This window comes from Streptomyces sp. NPDC058469 (genome assembly GCF_042721125.1).
Taxonomy (GTDB): Bacteria; Actinomycetota; Actinomycetes; order Streptomycetales; family Streptomycetaceae; genus Streptomyces.
The window spans coordinates 22,210-45,476 of the sequence record NZ_JBHXME010000084.1 but is presented as its reverse complement, the minus strand read 5'-3'; the positions used below and the strand labels follow the sequence as shown (position 1 = coordinate 45,476).

The following is a 23,267-nucleotide window of genomic DNA, read 5'->3' as shown; positions in this document are numbered from 1 at the left end:
CCGCCGAGCCCGCCACCGCTGGAGCGTGGCGGGCCGCGGCCCGGGGGTGGCGGGACGCGCCGTTCCCCGCGCCCCTTAAGCGCCGGCCGGGTTTCCAGGGGCGCGGGGAACTGCGCGCTCAGCCCCCACCGGGCCGGCACCACACCGCACAACCCGCACCACCGAAGCCGCACAACCCGCACCTCTTCAACGCAGGCCCGCTTTCGAAGGGGCGCGGGGAACTGCGCGACCAGCCCCCACCGGGCCGCACCACACAACACAACCCGAGCCACCCCGCATCCCGAACCACCCCGCACAACCGCACACCGCACCCCGAACCACCCCCAACACTCGCTGCACCTCTCAACGACGAGAAGAATGAGGCCAGTTCACATGCGCATCCGCAGAAGCGCCCTCCCCCTCATAGCCGGCGCCGCCACCCTCGCGCTGACCCTGTCCGCGTGCGGGCAGAGCGGTTCGGGCGGCAGCAAGGAGAAGGAGACCAGTGCCAAGGGCGGCACCATCGGCATCGCCATGCCGACCAAGTCGTCCGCGCGCTGGATCTCCGACGGCAACAACATGGTCAAGGACCTCAAGACCAAGGGCTACAAGACCAAGCTGGTCTACGGCGAGGACGACCCGGACACCCAGGTCTCCCAGATCGAGAACATGATCACCCAGGGCGTCAAGGGACTGATCATCGCGGCGATCGACAACAAGTCCCTGAACAACGTGCTCCAGGAAGCCGCCGCCGCGAAGATCCCGGTCATCGCCTACGACCGCCTCATCCTCGGCACCAAGAACGTCAACTACTACGCCTCGTTCGACAACACCAAGGTCGGTGTCCTCCAGGCCACTTACATCGTCCAGAAGCTCGGTCTGGACAGTGGCAAGAAGGGCCCGTTCAACATCGAGCTGTTCGCCGGCTCGAACGACGACAACAACACCAAGTACTTCTTCAACGGCGCGATGAGCGTGCTCCAGCCGTACATCGACAAGAAGGAACTGGTCGTCAAGTCCGGGCAGACCGCGCTGAACAAGGTCACCACCCTGCGCTGGGACGGCACCAAGGCGCAGAACCGCATGGAGGACATCCTCACCGGCTCCTACAAGAGCGGCCGGGTCGACGCGGTGCTGTCGCCCTACGACGGCATCTCCATCGGCGTCCTGTCCGCGCTGAAGTCGGACGGCTACGGCTCCTCCAGCAAGCCCCTGCCGGTCATCACCGGCCAGGACGCCGAGCTGGCCTCGGTGAAGTCGATCATCGCCGGTGAGCAGACGCAGACCGTCTACAAGGACACCCGCCAGCTCGCCAAGGTCGCGGACACCATGATCGACGACGTCCTCAACAAGAAGACGCCGCAGACCAACGACACCAAGACCTACGACAACGGCACCAAGGTCGTCCCCGCCTACCTGCTGCAGCCGGTGAGCGTCGACAAGACCAACTACGAGGACGTGCTGGTCAAGGGCGGCTACTACACGGATGCCCAACTCAAGTAATCCCGCCGCCCTTTGACCACTTCACTTGATTGGAAGGCACGACCATGGCGGGACCCGTCCTGGAAATGCGCTCGATCGTCAAGACCTTTCCCGGTGTCAAAGCGCTGTCGGACGTCACGTTGACGGTCCGTCAGGGCGAGGTCCACGCCATCTGCGGTGAGAACGGCGCCGGGAAGTCCACCTTGATGAAGGTGCTCTCCGGCGTCCATCCGCACGGCAGTTACGAGGGCGACATCCTCTTCGAAGGAGAGGAGTGCCGCTTCCGCGACATCCGGGCGAGCGAGCACCGCGGCATCGTCATCATCCACCAGGAGCTGGCGCTGGTGCCGTTCCTCTCCATCGCGGAGAACATCTTCCTCGGCAACGAGCACGCCTCGCGCGGGCTCATCAACTGGAACGAGACCCTGCGCCACGGCACCGAACTGCTGCGCCGGGTGGGCCTGAGCGACCACCCGGAGACCCGCGTCGCCGACATCGGCGTGGGCAAGCAGCAGCTCGTGGAGATCGCGAAGGCGCTGTCGAAGAAGGTGAAACTGCTCATCCTGGATGAGCCGACGGCGGCCCTGAACGACGAGGACAGCGGCAAACTCCTCGATCTCATCCTGGAGTTGAAGAAGCAGGGCATCACCTGCATCATCATCTCGCACAAGCTGAACGAGATCCGCAAGGTCGCCGACTCGGTGACGATCCTGCGCGACGGCCGCTCCATCGAGACGCTGGACGTGAAGGCGCCGGAGACGACCGAGGAGCGGATCATCTCCGGCATGGTCGGCCGCGACCTCGACCACCGCTTCCCCGAGCGCACCCCGCACGAGGGCGAGGCGGAGGCGGCGCCCGCCCTGGAGATCCGCGGCTGGACCGTGTTTCACCCGATCGACCAGCAGCGCAAGGTAGTTGACGATGTCTCGATAAATGTGCGCAGGGGCGAGATCGTCGGCATCGCCGGACTCATGGGCGCCGGCCGCACCGAACTCGCGATGAGCGTCTTCGGCCGCTCCTACGGCCGTTACGCCCGCGGCACGGTCCTCAAGGACGGCCGGGAGATCCGTACCAAGTCCGTCGCGGAGGCGGTCGGACACGGCATCGCCTATGTCACCGAGGACCGCAAGCACTACGGCCTCAACCTCATCGACACGATCAACCGGAACATCTCGCTGGCCGCCCTGAACAAGGTCTCCAAGCGCGGTGTGGTCGACGAGCAGGAGGAGCGGCAGGTCGCCGAGCGGTTCCGCAAGTCGATGAACATCAAGGCGCCGACGGTCTTCGAGCCGGTGGGCAAGCTGTCCGGCGGCAACCAGCAGAAGGTCGTCCTCAGCAAGTGGATCTTCGCGGGTCCCGAGGTGCTGATCCTGGACGAGCCGACCCGCGGCATCGACGTGGGCGCCAAGTACGAGATCTACACGGTCATCGACCAACTCGCCGCCGAGGGCAAGGCAGTGGTCTTCATCTCCTCCGAACTGCCGGAACTGCTCGGCATGTGCGACCGCATCTACACGATGGCGGCGGGCCGGCTCACCGGTGAGGTGCCCCGGGCCGAGGCCACGCAGGAAGTGCTGATGCGCCAGATGACGAAGGACAAAGAGGTAACCCGATGAGCACGGACGTGACCGCCAAGAGCCCGGCCCCCGCGCCGCCGGGCGGGAGCGGATCGGCCGCGGGCGGCGGCCTGTTGCAGCTGATACTGAACGGCCTGCGACGCAACATGCGGCAGTACGGCATGCTGATCGCCCTCGGTCTGATCGTGATCCTCTTCGAGGTCTGGACCGGCGGGGACCTGCTGCTGCCGCGCAACGTCTCCAACCTGGTGCTGCAGAACAGCTACATCCTGATCCTCGCGATCGGCATGATGCTGGTCATCATCGCCGGGCACATCGACCTGTCGGTCGGTTCGCTGACCGCGTTCGTGGGCGCCTTCGCGGCGGTCCTGATGGTCAATCACCATGTGGCGTGGCCCGTCGCGTTGGTGCTGTGCCTGCTGATGGGCGCCGTGGCGGGCTCGGTACAGGGCCTGTTGATCGCCTACGCGGGCATACCGTCCTTCATCGTCACCCTCGCGGGAATGCTGCTCTTCCGCGGCCTCACCGAGATCCTCCTCCAGGGCCAGACCCTCGGCCCCTTCCCCAACGGCCTGCAGAAGATCGGCAACGGCTTCCTGCCCGCGGTCGGCCCGAACACCAACTACCACAACATCACGCTGCTGTTGGGCCTCGTGATGATCGCCGCGGTGGTGTGGCAGGAGGTGCGCGACCGGCGCCGGCAGCAGGAGTTCTCGCTCGACGTGCCGCCCGTCAAGCTGTTCCTGCTCAAGCTCGTCGCGATCATCGCCGCGATCGCCTGGCTCACCATGCTGCTCGCCAGCTACGACGGTGCGCCGATCATCCTGATCATCCTCGGTGTCCTGGTGGCCGGTTACGGCTATGTGATGCGCAACACCGTCTTCGGCCGCCACATCTACGCGATCGGCGGCAATCTGCCGGCCGCGAAGCTGTCCGGCGTCAAGGACAAGCGCGTCACGTTCCAGGTGTTCCTGAACATGGGCGTGCTCGCGGCCCTGGCGGGTCTGGTGGTCACCTCCCGCCTCAACGCGGCCTCGCCGAAGGCGGGCGACGGCTTCGAACTGGAGGCCATCGCCTCCTCGTTCATCGGTGGCGCGTCCATGAGCGGCGGTGTCGGCACGGTTCTCGGTGCCATCATCGGCGGTCTGGTCCTCGGCGTGCTGAACAACGGCATGAACCTCCTCAGCGTCGGCACCGACTGGCAACAGGTCATCAAGGGCCTCGCCCTGCTGACCGCGGTCGGCTTCGATGTGTGGAACAAACGCAAGTCCGGTTCGTAAGTCCAGCCCGGGCCCCGTCCGTTGTCCGGCTGTCGCAAGACACGCACAGCACGACGGGGTCCCTTCCATGTGCAGGAGCCGCTCGATGGAACTGAACAGACGCACGGTCATTGCAGGCGCCGCGGCAGCGGGTATCGCCGCGAGCACACTCAGTACGGGTACGGCACAGGCAGCCTCGGGAGGCAAGAAGCCCGTGAAGGAACTCTTCGGCACCCTCGCGGACGGGACGAAGGTCTACCGCTGGTCCCTGGCCAACGGCGGCACCCGCCTGAAGGTCCTCTCCTACGGCGGCATCATCCAGTCGCTCGAACTCCCGGACCGGCACGGCAAGTACGCCAACGTGTCGCTCGGCTACGACAACCTCGCCGCGTACGTCGCCGGCACGACGTTCTTCGGCGCGACCATCGGCCGGTACGGAAACCGCATCGCCAAGGGCCAGTTCACCCTCGACGGCAAGGCCTACCAGCTCTCCGTCAACGACGGTGTCAACAGCCTGCACGGCGGTACCAAGGGCTTCAACACGAAGGTCTGGGACATCGAGCCCTTCACCAAGGGTTCCGACGTCGGCCTCTACCTCCACTACACCAGCGTGGACGGCGAGATGGGCTACCCCGGCACCCTCAAGACGAAGGTGACCTTCACCCTCACCAAGCACGGCGACTGGCGCATCGACTACGAGGCCACCACCGACAAGCCGACGGTCGTCAACCTCACCAACCACACGTACTTCAACCTCGCGGGCGAGGGCAGCGGCGGCATCTACGACCACGAACTCTCCATCGCCGCAAGCCGGTACACGCCCACGGACACGGGTCTGATCCCCACCGGTGAGCTGGCGAAGATCGCGGGCACCCCCTTCGACTTCCGCAAGGCGAAGCCGATCGGGCGGGACATCCGCGCCGGGCACCCGCAGCAGGTCACCGCCAAGGGCTTCGACCACAACTGGGTGCTGGACAAGGGGGTCACGGCGAAGCCGGAGCACATCGCAACGCTGCGGGACCCGGCGTCCGGCCGCACCCTGAAGATCTCCACCGACCAGCCGGGCCTGCAGTTCTACTCGGGCAACTTCCTGGACGGCACGCTGATCGGCACGTCCGGTCGCACGTACCGGCAGGGCGACGGACTGGCCCTGGAGACCCAGCACTTCCCGGACTCTCCTAACGAGCCGTCCTGGCCGACGACAGTGCTGCGCCCGAGTCAGACGTACCGCACGACCACGATCCACTCCTTCAGCGCGTAAGCACTCCGTTCAGCAGGCCGTGGGGAGCTGCGGGTCCGTCGTGGCTGGGCGCGCAGTTCCCCGCGCCCCTATGGGGCGCGACCTCTGGGCGGGGTTTCTGAACTCACACGAATTTCACACAGGTTGAACAGCGCCACTCCCGTCTCCGTATCCATGGGTGGCCCGTGCTCCCCCGCGCGGGCCACCCAAGACGACGGGCCCGGTCGTCCCCACCGGGCCCGCCTTCATACGGAGGTTCCATTGGTCGACTCCAACGTCACCTCGCTGTTCCGCAGTACGGCGGCGCACAGCCCGTCGATGGCAGCGCTGGCGCGTGAGAGCGACGGCACCGGCCCCGTGGACTTCTGTATTCCGTGCAACCCGTACTTCCCCACCCCCGCCATGTTCGACGACATGGCGGCCCGGTTGCGCGAGATCATCACGTACTACCCGAGCAGCGCCGACACCATCACGGCCGAGCTCTGCAACCTGCTCCAACTCCCGCCGAGCTGCGTTGCGATGGGCAACGGTTCCACCGAACTGATCACCTGGATCGACCACTTGATGGTCCGCGAGTCCCTCGCCATCCCCGTCCCCACGTTCGGCCGCTGGACCGACCAGCCCATGGAGACCGGCAAGCGGGTCGACATGTTCCCGCTCCAGGAGTCCAGCGGCTTCGCCCTCGACCTCACGCAGTACGCCGAGTTCATCCGCAAGCGCAACACCAAGGTCGCGGTCATCTGCAACCCGAACAACCCCGACGGCGGCTTCATCCACAAGCAGGCGCTCGTCCAGTTCATGGACGCGATGGCCGACCTGGACCTCGTCATCATCGACGAGTCGTTCCTGGAGTTCGCGGACGCCGAGGTCGAACCGAGCGTCGTACAAGAGGCGATGCTGCGCCCCAACGTCGTCGTGCTGCGCAGCCTCGGCAAGAACTTCGGCCTGCACGGCATACGGTTCGGCTACCTCGTCGCGAACCCCGCCCTGGCCGGCCGCATACGCACGATGCTCCCCAAGTGGAACCTCAACGCCTTCGCTGAGCACGTGGTGTTCATCCTCAAGGAGCACGGCGCGGAGTACGCGCAGAGCCTCCAGCAGGTGCGCCGCGACCGGCTCGACATGGCGAGCCATCTCTCCGCGCTGCCCGGCCTGACGGTCTATCCGTCGCAGGGCAACTTCCTCTTCGTACGCCTCCCCGTCGGCGCCGAAGGCACCGTGGTCCGGGACCGGATGCTCACCGAGCACCGCATCCTCGTCCGGGAGTGCGGCAACAAGATCGGTTCGTCCAGCCGCTTCCTGCGGCTCGTGGTGCGCCCCCAGACGGACGTGCGTCGCCTGGTGTCCGGCATGGAACAGGTGCTCTACGGGACCAGGAGGGGAGCCGCCGTACCCGAGCTGGGTACAGGGACCAACTACAGCTCGGGTACGGCGGCCGTGGACCGCCTGGTCGGGGCGACGAACGGGGCGGGCATGCAGAACCTCGCCGCGCAGGCCCTTGGTACGGGTACGTCGGGGGTCGGCATGCCGATGCCGATGCCGGCGGTGGCTCAGATGCAGCCGCAGCCCGTACCTGTGCCCATGCAGGCTCCTGCCCCGCCGCAGCCTCGGCCTCAGCCTCAACAGCAGCCGCAGTTCCAGCCGATGGTTGCCGCGGCGCAGGTTCAGCAGATGCCGATGACCGGGATGGCCGACCACCAGTCGAACGGGGTCGGCATGCCGATGCAGGCCGTCGCGCAGATGCCTCAGCAGATGGCACCGGTGCCTCAGCAGATGCCCCAACAGATGCCTCAGCAGATGCCCCAACAGCAGCCCTACGGCGTACCCGCGCCCGCCCCCGCGCCGGCTCCGATGCCGCAGGGGCCGACTCCTACCGGCGTGCCTGCGCGTAATGGGCTTACGGCGGCGCAGGTTCGGGGGGCCACGAGTCCCAACGGGATGCAGAACCTGGCGCCTGCGCCTGCGACTGGGTGGCCCAATGCGCAGGCGCAGGCCCAGAGTTGGCCCAATGCTGCGGGGATGGGGCAGGCGGGCTGATCTCCGTTGCCGGGTGCGGGTGCGTTGTGGCTTGTCGCGCCCACGCGGCGGAGCCGCACAATGTCAGACCCCCGCGCCCCTGACAACGAACGGCGTTGAGTAGTGACGCCCCCCATGGCAAGGCGTTGCATCCCTGCACCTTGAAGCCTGCCTTCTCCAGTAGGCGCCGGTATTGCTCAAAGTTGATCAATTACGCCATAAGGGCGACTCGCCCCGACGGACCGTCTCAGTACGCCACCGGCCAACCGCTGCTCCAGTTCAACAAGTTGATGCCGAGCTTGGGAGTGCCGCTGTCGTTGCCGTCGTAGTAGTGGTAGACGATCAGGTCGCCGTCGGTGTCGTTCATGATGCTCTGCCCACCGGGTCCGATGACGCTGCCGTGCGTCTCCAGCACGGCGGTGCCGCCGTTGTTCAGCATGGCGACCCCGCTCTTGTCGTAGTACGGCCCGGTGACGCTGGTGGCCCGTCCGACCTTGACCTTGTACGTGGAGGCGGCGCCCTGGCAGCAGACGTCATAGGAGGCGAAGAGGTAGTAGTACCCGTTGCGCTTGACGATGTACGGGGCCTCAACCGCCTTGGTTCCGGTGGGTCGTTGGGCGATCGCGTACCGGGTGGTGTTGGACGACAGCTGCTTCCCGACGGACGGATCGATCTGGATCATCTTGATCCCGGTCCACCAACTCCCGAAGGACAGCCACCACTTGCCGTCGTCGTCGACGAAGAGGTTCGGGTCGATGGCGTTGTAGTCGCTGGACGTGGTGGAGGTGTAGACGACCCCGTAGTCCGTCCAGGAGCCCGGCAGCCCCGTGGTCGAACCGGCAAGCCCGATCGCGGACTTGTTGGAGCCGAAGGTCGAGACGGCGTAGTACATCAGGTACTTCCCGCCGTGGTACGAGATGTCGGGCGCCCAGGCCTCGGTCGCGTACGACGACCACCAGCTCGGCTTGGTGGTGAAGGCGTCGCCGCCGGCCGTGAAGGCGGTCCGGTCGGTGGACGTCTTGTACGCGAGCCCGCCGCCGGTGGAGTAGAGCAGGTAACGCCCGGCCGACGTACGGATCATCGTCGGGTCGTGCACGACGACGGCACCGGTGACCGTGCCGGGGTTGGGGTACGCCGATGCCGTGCTCGGGATCAGAGCGAGCAGGACGGCGGCGGGGACGGCGAGGAGAGCGGTTCTGGTGCGGGAGGTACGGGAGGTGCGGCTCATCTGGAACCTCCTTGCGGGTGGGGGGGAGTTCAACGTTCGGCATATCGATCACCGATCGCGACTTCGGACGGGACCGTAGAATCGAACCCTTTGCGCGTCAATGGCTCGCGCGCGAACGGGACGTCGAGCAGGTGTGGGGATTCCGGGGAGCGTGAGCTGTTTCCCGGCCGGAGAAGGCCCCGTGGGGTACATGTCGACGCATGATGCCGTTGGAGGAAGCGCGGAACGCGCTGAAGTATCAACTGGGCCGTTGTGACCGCTGGTTGCACGAGGTCGACGGCGTGTCGGACCTCTTTCCCGAGGCAGCCGGCGTGCAGTCGGACATCGAACGCATTCAGGCCCTGAGCACCCGAGCCTTGTCGAGCATGCTCAAGGTGGCGCTGCTGGGGCGGCAGTCCTCGGGCAAGAGCTTCCTGATCAGCGGCCTCCAAGGCGGCCTGAAATACCTCCCGATCATCGACGAGGAGGGCGAGCAGTCGGACGAATACCTCGGCATCCTTCCGTCGTCGGCGAGCCCGACCACCCCCTGCCCGTCGACGGTCATCCCCGTGGGAGACGACCCCACGGTCGACGCGAGCGGCCGGGGACTGCTGCGGGTGAAGTTCAAGGGGATCGCGGGCTGGGTGAAGATCGGCACGAACCGGCACCGCGCCGAAGTGGCCGCCTACGCGGCGGCGGACGGCAACATCACCGACCGTCGCCCCGAGCACGTCAACCACTCAGTCGAGCGGATCGAGCTGCTCATCTCCGAGGCGCGCCTGCCGATCAAGCTCTTCGACCTGCCCGGCTCGGAGTCCGAGGACGAAGAGCGCGACGAGATCATGTACGAGGCCTGGAAGGAGGCCGACTGCTTCATCTACGTGAGCCAGGCCACCGAGGCCCTCACCGTCAACGAGCTGGGCCTGATCCGGGATCTCTACGCCCACGCCGTACCGGCCAAGAAGCGGGTTCTGTGGGTCCTCTCAGGGATCGACCGGGCCAGGCAGCGCGAGCACGGCCAGTTTGCCTGGAAGAACGTGCTGGCCACCAACAACCAGTATCTACACGACCGTTATCCCAGATCCGAGGCGTTCATCGGGGAAGGCTTCCTGCCCGTCTCGGCAGCCTTTGAGGCCCAGGCCGAGTTCGAGGAGAAGGAGGGAAGAGACGGAAGCGCGCTCAGACGACGCAGCCACATGGGCGAGCTGCGCGACCGCCTCCAGGCCCTGTTGGAGTCCGGCGCCGGGCACAAGCACCTCAGGCAGGTCGGTGAGGAGGCGGGCTGGCTCGTCCGACGCAGAAGGCGCATCATCGCCGACATGCTCGACGCCCATCGCATGACCGTGGACAAGCTCGAGGCGCAGCGAGACGACCTCCATGACCGTCTGGAGGAGATGGACGACTCCCTCGCACGAATGCGCGCGGAGCTGAACGACGACCTGGACCGCAGGATCCGCACCACCCAACGGCCGTTCAGCGGCCTGGCGGACGAGCTGCACCGAGGACTGGACGAGTTGATCGACGGCGGCAACCTGAGCGCCGAGCACGTCAACGAGATCGACGTCCGCTATGTCCAGCTCTTCAACGAGTGGATGACCGCCGCGGACGGGCCCGGCACGCTCTGGGAGCACGAACGCGAGGAACTCGACGCCGGCGCCCGGCTGATCCTGCGGTCGGAGCTCGGCATGGACACCGACTCCCAGCTGGTCGCACCCGAGCCGCTCGACCTCGACGTGATCCCGGTGCAAACAGACGGAGGCCGCCCCTTCAGGGCGTACGACATGGTCCAGTCCGCGGCGAACGCCCTCGGCGTCGCCAGCCCGCTCGCCGGTGGAGCGGTCTGGCTGACGACGAGCCTCAGTCTCGCCACCATCGCGATGCCGATCGGAGCTGCCATCCTGGCCGCCATCGGCATCGCCAGGATCACGGACGTCCTCAAGGATCGGGAGTCCAAGATCCAGCAGGCCCGCCAGGAACGCAAGGCCATGCTCGACGAGCAGGCGAAGCAGGCCCGTCTCGGTTTCGAGGTGATGGTGAGGAGCCAGGGGCGACACCTGATCGACACGGCCGAGGAGCACCATCACCGGCACAGGTCCCGCCTGCGCTCGACACTGGACGAGATGGTGCACCGCATCAACGCGGAGGACACCGCCAGAAGCCGCGCCATCGTCGACCGGCTGGAGCCGGTCGACGAGGAGGGCCGAGGCATCGTCGCCGAGATCCAGGACTTCATCGATCTCAACCGGACGGACTGAGCCACCAACCGGACGCTCACCTGTCAGTGATCGTTCTCCAGACGCAGCTTCAGGAGGTCCACGCCGTAGTCGCCGCCGTTGGGGGTGCGGATGATGGTGTGGATGTGCTCCTGGGACGGCGTGCCGCCTCCCATGCCCGTGCCGCCGCCGGGAGGCCCGTTGGCGCTCGCGCCGGTAGAAGTACGTGTCGTCGAGGTGCTTCTCCACCTCGGTCGTCTTGACCTCGGCGTGCCCCTCGTTGAAGTAGCCGATGTACACGCGGGCCACGTCCAGCAGCTTCTCCCGCTGCGCGGAGGTGAGTTCGGACCCGCGCACTCCCGCGTAGGCGAGCTTGAGGTTGTCCGAACCCGCGCCCGCCTTCATGTCCTCGTTGCCGTTGCCCTGCGAGGAGTCCGCCTTGGCGAGCAGCGCCTTGTTCATGAACCAGCGGCGGCTGCGGTCGGCTTCGGGGGTGCGGGGGCGGTGTCCGTGCATACGGGCCAACCTCCCGCACCAACCTGAGCCGAACCTGAAGCCCCGTCCAACCCCCTGTCCAGCCCCCTGACCAGCGCCAACCACCTCGGCACGTCGATTTCCACCCTTACGGTCTTGCCCGGTGGCGGCACCCGGTCCACCACCTCCCACCGGTCCGCGAGCGCCTCGACGAGCACGAGCCCGCGCCCGTTCTCGTCGAGCACGTCCGGCTGTCGTACGGCACCGGGTGCGGGCGGACGCGGTCCGGTACGGGTGTCGGTGACCTCGATGCGGACACTCCCCGTGACGAGGGAGAGCCGGAGTTCGAAGTCCCGCCCTGGTACGCGGCCGTGGGTGACGGCGTTGGCGGCGAGTTCGGCGACGATTGCGCCAACGGTGTCGGAGGGGTCGCTGCCGTGCGGGATGCCCCAGGCGTGGAGTTGATGCAGGGCGAGGTGACGGGCGAGGCGGGCGCCGCGAGGGGTGGGGCTGAGGCGCTGGGCGAACGTACGTACGGTGACGGGGGATTGGGTGGTCATGTGCCCAATGTGGCGTTCGGGGAGGGCAGTTCACCAGCACCTCACTGCGTACGCTGCGGGAGCGTACGCGGTCACGGGGTGGACAGTACACATTACGTACCGTGATCATGGGGCGCCGGAGGTGGGTGACCGTGGTGGATGGTGGCGAGCCCGAGAGTTCGGACAGTCTGCGGACGTTCGGGGCGATGGTGCAAGGCCTGCGTGAGTTCTACGGGCTGAGCCGGGAGGAGTTCGGGAGGAGGATCGGGTACTCCAAACACACCGTGGCGTCGGTGGAGTTGGGGCGGCGCATGGCGGACGAGGACTTCATCGAGGCAGCGGAACCGGTACTCGGCAACACCGGCGCGGTGCGGAAGGCCTCGGGGTTCGTGGAACGGAAGCCGGGACTGGCGACTTGGTTTCAGCGATGGGCCCGGCAGGAGAAAACGGCAGTCGCGCTCTTCAACTACGAATGCCGGATGATCCCGGGGTTGTTGCAGACAGAGGCATACGCACGTCAGCTGTTCGCCGACGAGCTGCCGCCGCTGACCGACAAGCAGATCGAGGCCAACTGGGCCGCGCGGGCGGAGCGTCAGCGGCTGTTGCGGGAGCGGCCGAACACCACCTTCAGCTTCATCATCGAGGAGCAGGTGTTCCTGCGCGGCACCGGCGGGGCCGCGATCACCCGCGGAGCCATCGAACACCTTCTGGAGATGGGGAAGTTGCGGAACGTCGAGATCCAGATCGTGCCACTCGTCCAGAAATCACACGCCGGACTGCACGGCCCCATCGCCTTGTTGGAGACTCCGAAGCACAAGTGGTTCGGATACAGCGAGGGTCAGGAGAGCGGGCTGTACATCTCCGACCCGAAAGCAATCAGCGTGCTCCAGATCAGGTATGCCAGGATGCGTTCACAGGCTCTCACCCACGAAGACTCAATGAGCCTGTTGCAACGGATGCGAGGAGACCTATGAGCACGCCCAAACTCGCCTGGTTCAAGAGCAGCTACAGCAGCGGCTCCGGGGACAACTGCGTCGAGATCGCCCTCTCCTGGCACAAGTCCAGCTACAGCAGCAGCAGCTCCGGCGACTGCGTAGAGATCGCGACCTGCCCTTCCACCATCCACATCCGCGACTCCAAGCACACCCAGGGCCCCCAACTCACCCTCGCCCCCACCACCTGGATCGAGTTCATCGTCACCCTATGACCGAGGAGCGCCATGAGCACGTCCGGCCTGGCCTGGTTCAAGAGCAGCTACAGCAGCAGCGGCGATGGCGACTGCGTGGATGTCGCCCTCTCCTGGCACAAGTCCAGCTACAGCAGCGGCGGTTCCGGCGACTGCGTAGAGATCGCCACCTGCCCCACCACCATCCACATCCGCGACTCCAAGCACACCCAGGGCCCGCAGCTCGCCCTCTCCCCCACCACCTGGACCGGATTCATCGTCGCTCTGTGACCGGGGACGAATGCGATGATGCCGCCATGGCACAGTCACCGCAGGACTCCTCGGTCACCGAAGACGGAATGACCGCGGCCCAGGCCGTCGACCGGATCGAAGCCGCCGCGCATCCCCGCCCGCACGATCGCCGCCTGCACGCGCGCGGGGCTGTCTACGACGCTCGGTTCGTGCCCACCGGGCAGATCGCGAAGTGGACGACGGCCACCTGCCTGACCGCCGAGGCCAACGCAGTGATCCGGTTCTCGAACGGCTCGGGCAACTTCGCCGCCGACGACCGGGCACGCGGCGTACGGGGTATGGCGGTCAAGTTCCTTGATGGCGACGGCAGTAGCGAGGACACCAAGGCCGTCATGGACCTCGTGGCCGCGAACTTCCGGGTGTTCCCCAGTCACAATCCCGAGGGGTTCATCGACCTCGTCGAGGCGTTGGGCAAGGCGGGTGCGGAGGGTGGCTTCGCCGACCGCGCCAAGGGAAAGCTCGCGGCAGCCGGGAAGTTCGCCACCGTCCTGGCCCAACACCCCGAAAGCCGGGGCGCGTTGAAATCGTTCGCCGGGCAGCAGGCGCCCGCCAGTTTCGCCACGACCCGCTACGACGGCCTGCACGCCTTCGTCCTGGTCGACGAGTCGGGCGTACGCCGCCCCTTCCGCTACCGTCTCGTGCCCCAACTGGGCGAGGTCGAGATCGATCCCGCGTACGCGGAGACACTCGCCCCGGACTTCCTCGTCGGCGACCTCGACTCCCGCCTCGAAACCGGCCCCGTCACCTTCACCGTGGTGTACCAGCTCGCGGAGCCGAACGACCCGACCCACGACCCGTCACAGGCGTGGCCGGAACAGCGCCCACTGATCCCGGCCGGCCACCTGCACGTCACGGCCCGCTCCCCGCGCGAGGACCACTGGCAGCAGCAGGTGTTCGACCCGACGCGTCTCGCCCCCGGCGTGGAAGCGTCCGACGACAGGATGCTGGCCTTCCGCCGCCACGCGTACTCCGTCTCGGCCGAGCGTCGGCTCGCCCCGTAGGACCGCCTCCCTCACGCGGGTCGACGGGCGCGAGAACTCCGAGCCGTCCTCGATCGCCTGGGCCACGTCCAGGTCCAGGTCCTCCCGGAACGCGCCGGTCACGGTGCACAGCCGCATTCCCGACCCGACTCGACCCGACTCGACCCGGTCCCTGCCCGACCTGTCACGCGACTCCGGCCCCGGCTCGACGCCGGAGTGCGGCCACTCCTCGACGACCTCGTGTCCGCCGCCTTGATTGCGTATCCGTCGAATGTTTCGTCCGCCCGGTGCCGACCGCCCCACCATGGGGCGCGGGCGGACGGCCGTTCGCCTCGCGGAACGGAACCAGGACACGGAGGACAGCAATGCACTTACCCCGGACACATCTGATACCCAGAAAGCTCGCGGGACTCGTCGCGGGGGCGGGTCTGGTGCTCACCATGCTGCTGGGCGGGGCCCCGGCGCATGCGGCGCAGGCGCCCGACTCGGCTTCCCCGGCGGTCAGTTCCACCGCACAGCACGCGAAGGCGAGTGCGCTGGCGAACTCGCCGGGGATCTCACCGGCCGCCGAACGCGTCCGGTACGTATCCAGCGGCACCTACGACTGCCCGTACGGGCGGCTGTGCGCCCGTGTGTACGACCCGACCGTCGGCTCGTACAAGGTGTTCGACCTGTACGCCTGCCACACCTACTCGCTGTCCTACTGGAACGGTACCGACGGCGGCTTCTACAACAACCAGACCACCGGCACGGTGGCCCAGTTCTACAACCAGAGCGGCGGAGTCGTCCACAGCTCGACCGCGTACAGCGTGGCCCCCGCAGGGTGGGACTGGGGCCCGATCTGGAAGATCAAGAACTGCTGACCCACACACCGCACCACACACCGCGCACCGCACAGCGCACACAGCGCCCGCCGCACGGCCGTACGCCGGCCCGCGGCGGGCGCTCCCGTGCCCCTCACGCCCCTCACGCCCCTCACGCTCCCCAGTTCCCGTTCAGCAGTGCCTCCCCCAGCCCTGTGCGCCGGTGCAGCATCCGGTGCCCGTCCCGGAACGAGCCGACCAGGCCCGCCTCCCGCAGCACGGTGGCGTGGCGGCTGGCGTTGGCCGGTGAGAGGTGGAGGGCGGCGGCGATACCGCCGGTGGACATCGGGCGGCCGAGCAGCTCCAGCACGCGGGCCCGGGTGGGGCCCAGCAGCCGGTGCAGGCCGGGTGCGCCGCCGGACTCGGCCACCGTGAGGCAGCCGGGCGCGAGCGGAAGCGGATACACCAGTACGGGAGAGAGTTCGCGGGCGGTGAGGGCGACGGGCTGCCGGACACAGAAGAAGGACGGGATCAGGGTCAGCGGGCGGCCGTTCAGCTCCAGGCCCCGGTCGAAGGGGTAGCCGCACTCGAGCCGGCCGTCCCGCCAGGACAGCAGGTCCGGCTGGTAGCTGCCCAACAGCCCTTCCGCCCCCGCCGCCAGCGCCGAGTCGGCGCGTCTGGCCAGGTCCGTGCCGACGGCCCGGTCGATGACCGTCCTGTACGGCGCCACAGCCACCGCGTGATAGGCGCGCACCGCCCTCCCCAGCCGGTGCAGTGCCTCGCTCCCGCCCTCCGCGAGCCGTCGGGCTTCCGATGGCATCGGCCGGTCCGGGTAGAGCCGGGCGAGTTCGTACCGTAGGCGGCTGCGGGGAGTGGAGAGCACCGCGTCCAGTCCGGTGTCCGGGTCGGGGTTGCCGAGGCCGGGGGTGAGGAAGTCCGGGAAGTAGGAGGCGCACGGGTTCACCTCGATCAGCGCCCGGGTCGTCCGGATCAGCCCCGCTCGCGCGAGATCCTCGCGCACCTGGCTGCGCCAGGGGTCGAAGACCAGGGCCGCGTGCCGGTTCTGGAGCAGGTGGAGGCTGAGGACCACCTCCCACATGAAGTCGCTGCCCGCCGCCACCCGCAGCCGGCTGAGGTCGTCCGTGCCGAAGCCGATACGCAGCATGTCCCCACGCTCCCCGTGATACGTCCGCCCCCAGGACATACCGTTGGGGCAGACGGGCAGGCGACGGCGGGCGGTTCCGGAGGCGGCAGGAGTTGTCCGAATAGCGGCGGCCTCAAGTCCCGTACGCCTAGGCCTATTTCGCGTCGTCGGGCCCGGTCGCGTGGTCACGCTTTCGGACGGCTTTCCACCGATGTCCGTCCGCGCGGGCGGACGCGTTCTTCGAACTCACCGACGCGCTGCGGGGCCTTCCCGTCGAGCTGGTCGGCCGGACGTCAAGGAACGGCACGCCCACCTCGCCAGTCGGCAGTCGGCAGTTGTCGTAACTCGCCTGGCTCGCAATTGACTTGACGGGTCGTCACTTTGCCGTTCGCACAGCAGGGCAACAGCTTCCGCTTCTAAGATGCCGTGTCCATGACAGACTCCACGAAAGGCACAGCCGGAGCCACCCCCACACCGGTCGGACGCCGTACCGTCCTGATCGCCACCGGCACCACGGCCGCCGTACTGGCCGTGGGCGCCGCCGCTCCCCACACCCCCACAACAGCCACCACGGCGGACTCGACTCCCGCAGCCGCGGCGGCAGTCTGCACCCTCACCACGGAGATGACCGAAGGCCCCTACTACCTCGACGGCGCCCTGGTCCGCACCGACGTCACCGAGGGCAAGGCCGGCATCCCGCTCAAACTCGCCCTCACGGTCGTGAACGACAGCACCTGCGCCGTCATCCCCAACGCGCTCGTCGAGATCTGGCACTGCGACGCGCTGGGCGAGTACTCCGGCTACGTCGGCAACAACGGCCACAGCGAACCGGACGACCGCACCTTCCTGCGCGGCGGTGTCCTGACGAACTCCAGCGGTCTCGCCAACATCACCACGATCTACCCCGGTTGGTACCGCGGCCGCTGCGTGCACATCCACGTGAAGGTGCACACCGGCGTCACGCTCACCTCCGACGGATCGTTCACCGGCGGCAGCGAACTCCACACGGGTCAGCTCTTCATCGACGAGACCATCACCACGGCCGTCGCCAAGCTCTCCCCGTACTCGACCAACACGGTCACCCGCACCACCCTCGCGCAGGACTCCGTCTACGACGACGGCGGCGCCGCGTCCGGCCTCATGACCCTTACGGCGCTGGGCAGTTCGACCTCCTCGGGCTACACGGGCACGCTGACCCTCGGCGTCCGGCAGAGCTGAGCACTCCCCCACGGAAGGGGTGGCCCGCGGTGCGACACGGGCCACCCCTTCCTCATGTCACCTCAGGTCATGAGCTCGGGCAGTGCTCCCACGCCATGTGGTACACCGTGCTGATGTCGCCGTCCGTCGAGTCCATCGTCATGAAGCTGACCGCGCTGGACGACGAGGAACCGGCGGCGACCCGCAGCTCCGTGTTGATGTTGAAGTTGCGCTGAACTCCACAGGGCGCCCAGACCAGTTGGGCCCAGTCCGTGGTGTCGGTGGCCTGCCAGTTGTCGCCGTAGGGGCCGCTGAACGGGTGGTTCTTGGCCACGGTGCTCGACGAGCCCTGGAAGTAGTACGAGGCCTTCTGCGCACCGCTCGCGCCGCGCTGGAGCGAGGCGAAGCCCCGGTAGTCGGCGCTCGCGATGGCGTAGGTGAAGCCCTGCGGGACGTGGACGACCAGGTTGAGCTGGCAGTTCTTGCGGAGCGCCGTGGGGTCGGAGTTGCCGCCGACCTGGGCGAGATACGCGCTGTAGGTCACCGTGAAGGCGGTGTTGTCCTCGGAGACGGCGATCGCGGTCGTGCCCTGCGGGCAGCCCGAGCCGTTCACCGTGGCGACGTTGATGACGATCTTGTCCGGGGGCGGGTCGTCGAACACGGGCGAGGACGAGTGCTGCGCGGACGGCAGCACGGTGGCGAGCAGCGCGGCGACCGCACCACTCAAGAGGAGCCCACCAGGCATGGTTTCTCCTTGGGATTGGGGGGTGGCTGCGCCCCAAGTCTTTGAAGAACCAATGAAGTTCCTGTGAAGACCGACGGCGCGCTCGCATCGTAGGTAGCAGCACAGGAAACGGTCAGGGCGAACTCAGGCCATTCACAAACGCGCCTTTCACACCATCTCCACAGTGAGCGAACTCTGTTGAAATAGACGGGAGTTGACGTATCCGTCCCCAGGTGCTTCACAGCCGCACACCAAGGAATCCTTCAGGTACGGCCCTAGGTTCAGTGGTGTCTCACACCCCGACCGGCTGCCGCCCTTCGGCGGACTCGGACTCGGTCCCGGCCTCCCTCGCCTCGTCCCGGCGATAGGCGCGGATCGAGTACGCCAGGGCGGCAGCCCACATCACGTACAGGAGGACGTACACCGGAACACTCAGCGCGCTCGGCGCACCCGCGCCCGACGCTCCGATCCAGTCGCTCTTCAGGAGCGTACGGACGTTGGTCACGACGATGATCCCGCCGACCGCCGAACCGAGCACCCGCGGCGGCACCAGCCGCACCAGCCACGCGGCGACCGGCGCGGCCACGACTCCCCCGAGCAGAAAGGCGATCACCCAGGTCCACTTGAGCCCCTGGGACCCGAGCGAGACGAGGAACCCGAGGCTCGCCGCCACCGCGACCAGGAACTCGCTCGTGTCGATCGAACCGATCACCTTGCGCGGTTCCATCCGCCCGCTGGCCAGCAGCGCGGGCGTACCGACGGGCCCCCAGCCGCCCCCGCCGGTCGCGTCCAGGAACCCGGCGACCAGCCCGAGCGGCGCCAGGAACCGCTTCCGCAACGGCTTGCCGAGCTGCCCCTTCGGCAGCCCCTTGAAGGTGAACCGCGACATGACGTACACACCGAGCCCGAGCAGGATCAGCGACATCACCGGCTCCGCGACCCCCGTCGAGAGCTTCGACAGCACGGTGGCCCCCAGGAACGACCCGACCGCGCCCGGCACGCCGATCTTCGCGACGACCTTCCAGTCCACGTTGCCGAACCGCCAGTGCGAGGCGCCGGACATCAGCGTCGTACCGATCTCGGACAGGTGGACCGTGGCGGACGCGGCGGCCGGATTCGTCCCCATGGCCAGCAGCAGCGTCGTGGAGGTGACCCCGTAGGCCATGCCGAGGCTGCCGTCCACGAGCTGGGCCCCGAGGCCCGCGAGGGCGAGCAGTATCAGCGTGCGCATGTCGTGCGTCCCGTCGTTCCCGATTCCTGGGTTTCCCACCGGTTGGGTAGGGATGAACGGGAGGTGACGCTAAAGGGTGAATCTGAGCGGAGCCTGAGACCCCGATGAGGACCCCTCACAGCGGGACCGCACCGGCACTACGGGTTCTCCCAGGCCGCCGGTTCCGCCGCCAGCGCGCGGACAGGTTCCGGCAGCGCGTCCGCCGCGATGTCCGCGACGGTGACGCCCTCCAGGATCTTGCGGACGTTGGCGCGCAGCGCGATCCACAGGGGGAGGAGGGGTTCGGCGGTGCCGGTGTAGGCGAGGCCGGTGGGGCGTTCGCCGCGGACCGAGACGATCGGGCCGTCCACCGCGCGTATGACGTCCGCGACGGTGATCGCGGTGGCGGCGCGGGCCAGCCGGTAGCCGCCGCCTCCGCCGCGCCGGCTGTCGACGATCCCGGCGCGCCGGAGGTCGCCGAGAATTCCCTCCAGGAATTTGTGCGGGATGTCCTGCGTGGTGGCGATGGTCTCGGCCTTCAACGGGCCGTCGTCACCCCGTACGGCGAGCTCCAGTACCGCCCGTACCGCGTAATCCGCCCGTGCCGAGATCCTCATGCGTCCATTGTGGTCCGTTCTGGCGTAGAGAATGGCCCCGCACGACGGCCTCCTGGGACGACCACGGAAAATGGCTTCGCACGTGCCGCCGACGGACCGGACCCGGGAGGAGCTTCCAGTGGAGCTGAGCAGGCGTACCTTCAGCACCCTCGCGGGCACGGCCGCGCTCGGATTCGCGCTGGGGGGTGGCAGCGGCGGCAGCGGTGACGCGTACGCCGCGCATGTCGTGCCGACCGGCCCGCCCCCCGCGCCACCGGCCGCGGACGGGCAGCCGCACACGATCGGGTACGACCGCTACTCCCTGATCGTCGACGGCAGGCGGCTGGTCCTGTGGTCGGGCGAGATGCATCCCTTCCGGCTGCCGAGCCCGTCCCTGTGGCGCGACGTCCTGCAGAAGATGCGCGCCTTCGGCTACAACGCCGTCAGCATCTACGTCTCGTGGAACTACCACTCCCCCGCCCAGGGCCACTACGACTTCACGGGCGTCCGCGACCTCGACCTGTTCCTGCGCATGGCCGCCGAGACCGGCCTCTACGTCATCCTGCGCCCGGGCCCGTACATCAACGCGGAGATCGACGCGGGCGGCTTCCCCGGCTGGCTCACCGCCACGAAGGGCACGGCCCGCACCTCCGACCCGACCTACCTCTCGCACGTCGACGAGTGGCTGACCCAGGTCAACTCGATCGTCTCCAAGCACCTGTTCACCGCGGGCACGGGCACGGTCCTGCTCTACCAGATCGAGAACGAGTACGACGCCCACGTCACCGAGCCGTCCGGCCGCGACTACATGTCCCACCTGTACAAGAAGGTGCGCGCCGACGGTATCGACGTCCCCCTGTTCCACAACGACAAGGGCCGCAACGGCTATTGGACCCCCGGTTCGTTCGACACCGGTGGCGACAAAGGTGGTTGGCTGTACGGCTTCGACGGGTATCCCTCGCCGTCCCAACTGCCGCCGGACTGGGGGCACTTCGGGACCGGAGGGGCTAAGGGCGGGGCCACCGCCAGCCCCAAGACCCCCGGATTCGTGCCGGAGTTCGGCGGCGGCTGGTTCGATCCGTGGGGCGGGTCCTGGTTCGACGGCAAGGGGTACGCGGAGTCGCGCCGGACGCGTGACGCGGCGTACGAGCGGCGCTTCTATCTCACCAACCTCGCCAACGGACTCACCCTGCACAACGTCTACATGACCTTCGGCGGCACCTCGTGGGGCTGGCTGCCCGCGCCGGTCGTCTACACGTCGTACGACTACGGCGCCGCCTTCGACGAGGGCCGCAACGCGACCGCGAAGCTCGTCCCGATGCACCAACTCGGCCATCTGCTGCGGACCGTGCCCGACTTCGCCAAGCTGGACCGCGCGGCGGACGTCAAGGCGGACGGCCTGAAGGTCTACCACCTCACCAACGCCGACACCGGCTCCCACGTCTACGTCCTGCGCAACGACGGTACGGAGGACGTCACTTCGACGCTGCCCACCGCGAGCGACGACATCGAGGTCACCGTCCCGGCCCAGGACGCCCGCCTCCTCGTCACCCAACTCGCCCTCGGCGGACGCAAGTTGAGGTACTCGACGATCACGCCGATGATGTCCCTCACCACCGGCCGGCAGGACATCGCCGCGTTCGCCGGGAAGCGCGGCGAGATGGCCCACGTCGTGGTCGACTGCCCGGAGGAGCCGGTGGTGACCCGGCTCGACGCACAGGCCGCCTGGGTCTGGGACCGCGGTCTCCTGCACGTCACCGTCCCGCTCGGCATCGGCGGCCTGACCCGGGTCCTCGTCCAGGCCGGCGGCGTCGACAACTCCCTCCTGCTGGTCTTCGCCGACGAGGCCACCTCCGTACGCCTGTGGCCGTACGAGACCGGTTCGGGCACCGCGCTGGTCTACGGGCCGGCGCTGCTCCGCGAGGCCACCGTCAGCGGCACGACCGTCCATCTCACCGGCGACACCATCGGCGAGACGGGCGTGGAGGTGTGGGGGCCGCGCGGCATCACCGCGGTCACCTGGAACGGGCAGCCGGTGCCCTCGACCGTCACCAACGCGGGCAGCCTGCGCTCGAACCCGGACGCGCTGCTGCCGGGGGTGCCCGCGGTACCGCTCCCCGCGCTCGACGGCTGGCGGCGGAAGGTGGAGAACCAGGAGGCCGCGGTCGCCTTCGACGACTCCAAGTGGACGGCGGCGGACAGGACTTCGACGTTCAGCACGACGGCCATCCCCTCCGGGCAGCCCGTGCTCTTCGCGGACGACTACGGCTTCCACTACGGGGACGTCTGGTACCGGGGCCGCTTCACCACGGCCACGACCGACGACCTGGAGTCGGTGACCCTCGCCTACAGCACCGGCACGCAGGGACTCCTGATGGCCTGGCTCGACGGGGAACCGCTCGGCACACACCGGATGCCGGTGCCGACCAACACCAGTATCCGGCAGGGCAGTTGGACCGCGAAGGCGACCTTCACGGTCCCGGAGAAGCTGAGGAAGAAGGAGAACGCGAGGGAGACGACGGGGGGCGCGGCCGGTCCGCACGTCCTGTCCGTGCTGGTGCGGCGGATGCAGCACGACCAGGACGGCAAGGCCCTCGACACCCACAAGGTGGCGCGCGGTCTGACCGCGGCGACCTTCAAGGGTGCCTCCCCGAAGGTGAGTTGGCGACTTCAGGGCGAGACGACACCCGATCCCGTGCGCGGGCCGCAGAACAACGGCGGGCTGTACGGCGAGCGGGAGGGCTGGCATCTGCCGGACTACGGGGACGCCGGCTGGGAGGCCGTCACGCTCCCCCGCGCCGACATGCGGCAGGGCGTGGCCTGGTACCGGACCACTTTCAAGCTCGCCGTGGACACCGGCATCGACGCCTCGATCGGCCTCGTCCTCGACGACGACCCGGCACGCGCCTACCGCGTCCAGATCTTCCTCAACGGCTGGAACATGGGCCAGTACATCAACGACGTGGGCCCGCAGCACACCTTCGCCCTGCCGAACGGCATCCTCCGCACAGGTGGCACCAACACACTCGCCCTGGCCGTCCTGTCCGACGGCACCACACCGGCGGGCCCGAAGGACGTACGGCTGACGCTGCTGGGGAGTGCGGCCGGAGGAGTACCGGTGTCGCCGGTGGCCTCCCCCGGCCGCTAGTT

18 protein-coding genes and 2 pseudogenes are annotated in these 23,267 nt (G+C 68.0%); 13 read left to right on the top strand and 7 right to left on the bottom strand.

The genetic code is table 11. The features are described 5' to 3' along the window. The first annotated feature begins 372 nt into the window (after positions 1-372). The 5 genes from chvE (at position 373) to ACFWP5_RS30485 (ending at position 7,574) form a co-directional block, all read left to right on the top strand. The gene (chvE, locus tag ACFWP5_RS30505; RefSeq protein ID WP_384163504.1) at positions 373-1,482 is read left to right on the top strand and encodes a multiple monosaccharide ABC transporter substrate-binding protein; all 1,110 of its coding nucleotides are present in this window, start codon (positions 373-375) and stop codon (positions 1,480-1,482) included. A 44-nt stretch (positions 1,483-1,526) separates the two neighbouring features. Beyond that, positions 1,527-3,077 carry a multiple monosaccharide ABC transporter ATP-binding protein gene (mmsA, locus tag ACFWP5_RS30500; RefSeq protein ID WP_384163502.1) on the top strand — a complete coding sequence of 517 codons (1,551 nt, stop codon included), beginning with the start codon at positions 1,527-1,529 and terminating at the stop codon, positions 3,075-3,077. Beyond that, positions 3,074-4,318, top strand: coding sequence for a multiple monosaccharide ABC transporter permease (gene mmsB, locus ACFWP5_RS30495; protein ID WP_384163499.1), 1,245 nt, complete (start codon positions 3,074-3,076; stop codon positions 4,316-4,318). Before mmsA ends, mmsB begins: the two co-directional genes overlap by 4 nt. Before the next feature lie 85 nt (positions 4,319-4,403). Next, the gene (locus tag ACFWP5_RS30490; RefSeq protein WP_384163496.1) at positions 4,404-5,558 is read left to right on the top strand and encodes an aldose epimerase family protein; all 1,155 of its coding nucleotides are present in this window, start codon (positions 4,404-4,406) and stop codon (positions 5,556-5,558) included. A gap of 297 nt (positions 5,559-5,855) precedes the next feature. Then, on the top strand, positions 5,856-7,574 hold the full coding sequence (locus ACFWP5_RS30485) for a pyridoxal phosphate-dependent aminotransferase (protein ID WP_384163512.1): 1,719 nt from the start codon (positions 5,856-5,858) through the stop codon (positions 7,572-7,574). A 226-nt stretch (positions 7,575-7,800) separates the two neighbouring features. On the opposite strand, the gene ACFWP5_RS30480 is transcribed toward ACFWP5_RS30485, so the two are convergent. Further along, positions 7,801-8,781 (bottom strand): arabinan endo-1,5-alpha-L-arabinosidase, encoded by a 981-nt coding sequence (locus ACFWP5_RS30480; RefSeq protein WP_384163493.1) that lies wholly within the window; start codon positions 8,779-8,781, stop codon positions 7,801-7,803. Positions 8,782-8,981: 200 nt separating this feature from the next. Here ACFWP5_RS30480 and ACFWP5_RS30475 point away from each other — a divergent pair, with 200 nt between their 5' ends. Then, a complete protein-coding gene (locus ACFWP5_RS30475; protein ID WP_384163490.1) occupies positions 8,982-11,015 on the top strand; it encodes a hypothetical protein in 2,034 nt (677 codons plus the stop codon). 234 nt (positions 11,016-11,249) lie between these two features. Here ACFWP5_RS30475 and ACFWP5_RS30470 read toward each other — a convergent pair. Together ACFWP5_RS30470 and ACFWP5_RS30465 are read right to left on the bottom strand one after the other, a co-directional pair. Beyond that, positions 11,250-11,378, bottom strand: a pseudogene (locus tag ACFWP5_RS30470) (hypothetical protein); the annotation flags it as partial. 176 nt (positions 11,379-11,554) lie between these two features. Next, positions 11,555-12,007: pseudogene (locus ACFWP5_RS30465) on the bottom strand (ATP-binding protein); the annotation flags it as partial. Between ACFWP5_RS30465 and ACFWP5_RS30460 the strand changes: the two are divergent. The 5 genes from ACFWP5_RS30460 to ACFWP5_RS30440 all read left to right on the top strand — a co-directional run bounded on the left by ACFWP5_RS30460 (position 11,995) and on the right by ACFWP5_RS30440 (position 15,306). After that, on the top strand, positions 11,995-12,960 hold the full coding sequence (locus ACFWP5_RS30460; protein ID WP_384163510.1) for a Scr1 family TA system antitoxin-like transcriptional regulator: 966 nt from the start codon (positions 11,995-11,997) through the stop codon (positions 12,958-12,960). The pseudogene ACFWP5_RS30465 and the gene ACFWP5_RS30460 sit on opposite strands and share 13 nt — an antisense overlap. Further along, positions 12,957-13,193: a DUF397 domain-containing protein gene (locus ACFWP5_RS30455; RefSeq protein WP_384163487.1), complete on the top strand. Its 237-nt coding sequence runs from the start codon at positions 12,957-12,959 to the stop codon at positions 13,191-13,193. Before ACFWP5_RS30460 ends, ACFWP5_RS30455 begins: the two co-directional genes overlap by 4 nt. Positions 13,194-13,205: 12 nt before the next feature. Beyond that, positions 13,206-13,442 (top strand): DUF397 domain-containing protein, encoded by a 237-nt coding sequence (locus tag ACFWP5_RS30450; protein WP_384163484.1) that lies wholly within the window; start codon positions 13,206-13,208, stop codon positions 13,440-13,442. A 26-nt stretch (positions 13,443-13,468) separates the two neighbouring features. Beyond that, complete coding sequence (locus tag ACFWP5_RS30445; RefSeq protein ID WP_384163482.1) at positions 13,469-14,464, top strand: catalase; 996 nt, start codon at positions 13,469-13,471, stop codon at positions 14,462-14,464. Positions 14,465-14,808: 344 nt separating this feature from the next. Further along, positions 14,809-15,306, top strand: a complete 498-nt coding sequence (locus ACFWP5_RS30440; RefSeq protein WP_384163479.1) for a hypothetical protein — start codon at positions 14,809-14,811, stop codon at positions 15,304-15,306. A 112-nt stretch (positions 15,307-15,418) separates the two neighbouring features. Here the strand turns inward: ACFWP5_RS30440 and ACFWP5_RS30435 are convergent, their stop codons facing one another. Next, positions 15,419-16,411, bottom strand: coding sequence for an ArsR/SmtB family transcription factor (locus ACFWP5_RS30435; RefSeq protein ID WP_384163476.1), 993 nt, complete (start codon positions 16,409-16,411; stop codon positions 15,419-15,421). Between the two features lie 411 nt (positions 16,412-16,822). On the opposite strand from ACFWP5_RS30435, the gene ACFWP5_RS30430 reads away from it, so the two are divergent. After that, on the top strand, positions 16,823-17,608 hold the full coding sequence (locus tag ACFWP5_RS30430; protein WP_384163473.1) for an intradiol ring-cleavage dioxygenase: 786 nt from the start codon (positions 16,823-16,825) through the stop codon (positions 17,606-17,608). 67 nt (positions 17,609-17,675) lie between these two features. On the opposite strand, the gene ACFWP5_RS30425 is transcribed toward ACFWP5_RS30430, so the two are convergent. The 3 genes from ACFWP5_RS30425 to ACFWP5_RS30415 form a co-directional block, all read right to left on the bottom strand. Further along, positions 17,676-18,332 (bottom strand): DUF4360 domain-containing protein, encoded by a 657-nt coding sequence (locus ACFWP5_RS30425; protein ID WP_384163470.1) that lies wholly within the window; start codon positions 18,330-18,332, stop codon positions 17,676-17,678. A gap of 271 nt (positions 18,333-18,603) precedes the next feature. After that, positions 18,604-19,542, bottom strand: a complete 939-nt coding sequence (locus ACFWP5_RS30420; RefSeq protein WP_384163468.1) for a sulfite exporter TauE/SafE family protein — start codon at positions 19,540-19,542, stop codon at positions 18,604-18,606. Positions 19,543-19,679: 137 nt separating this feature from the next. Next, positions 19,680-20,138, bottom strand: coding sequence for an RrF2 family transcriptional regulator (locus tag ACFWP5_RS30415; protein WP_384163465.1), 459 nt, complete (start codon positions 20,136-20,138; stop codon positions 19,680-19,682). A gap of 118 nt (positions 20,139-20,256) precedes the next feature. On the opposite strand from ACFWP5_RS30415, the gene ACFWP5_RS30410 reads away from it, so the two are divergent. Further along, the gene (locus tag ACFWP5_RS30410) at positions 20,257-23,265 is read left to right on the top strand and encodes a beta-galactosidase (RefSeq protein ID WP_384163462.1); all 3,009 of its coding nucleotides are present in this window, start codon (positions 20,257-20,259) and stop codon (positions 23,263-23,265) included. Positions 23,266-23,267 lie beyond the last annotated feature (2 nt).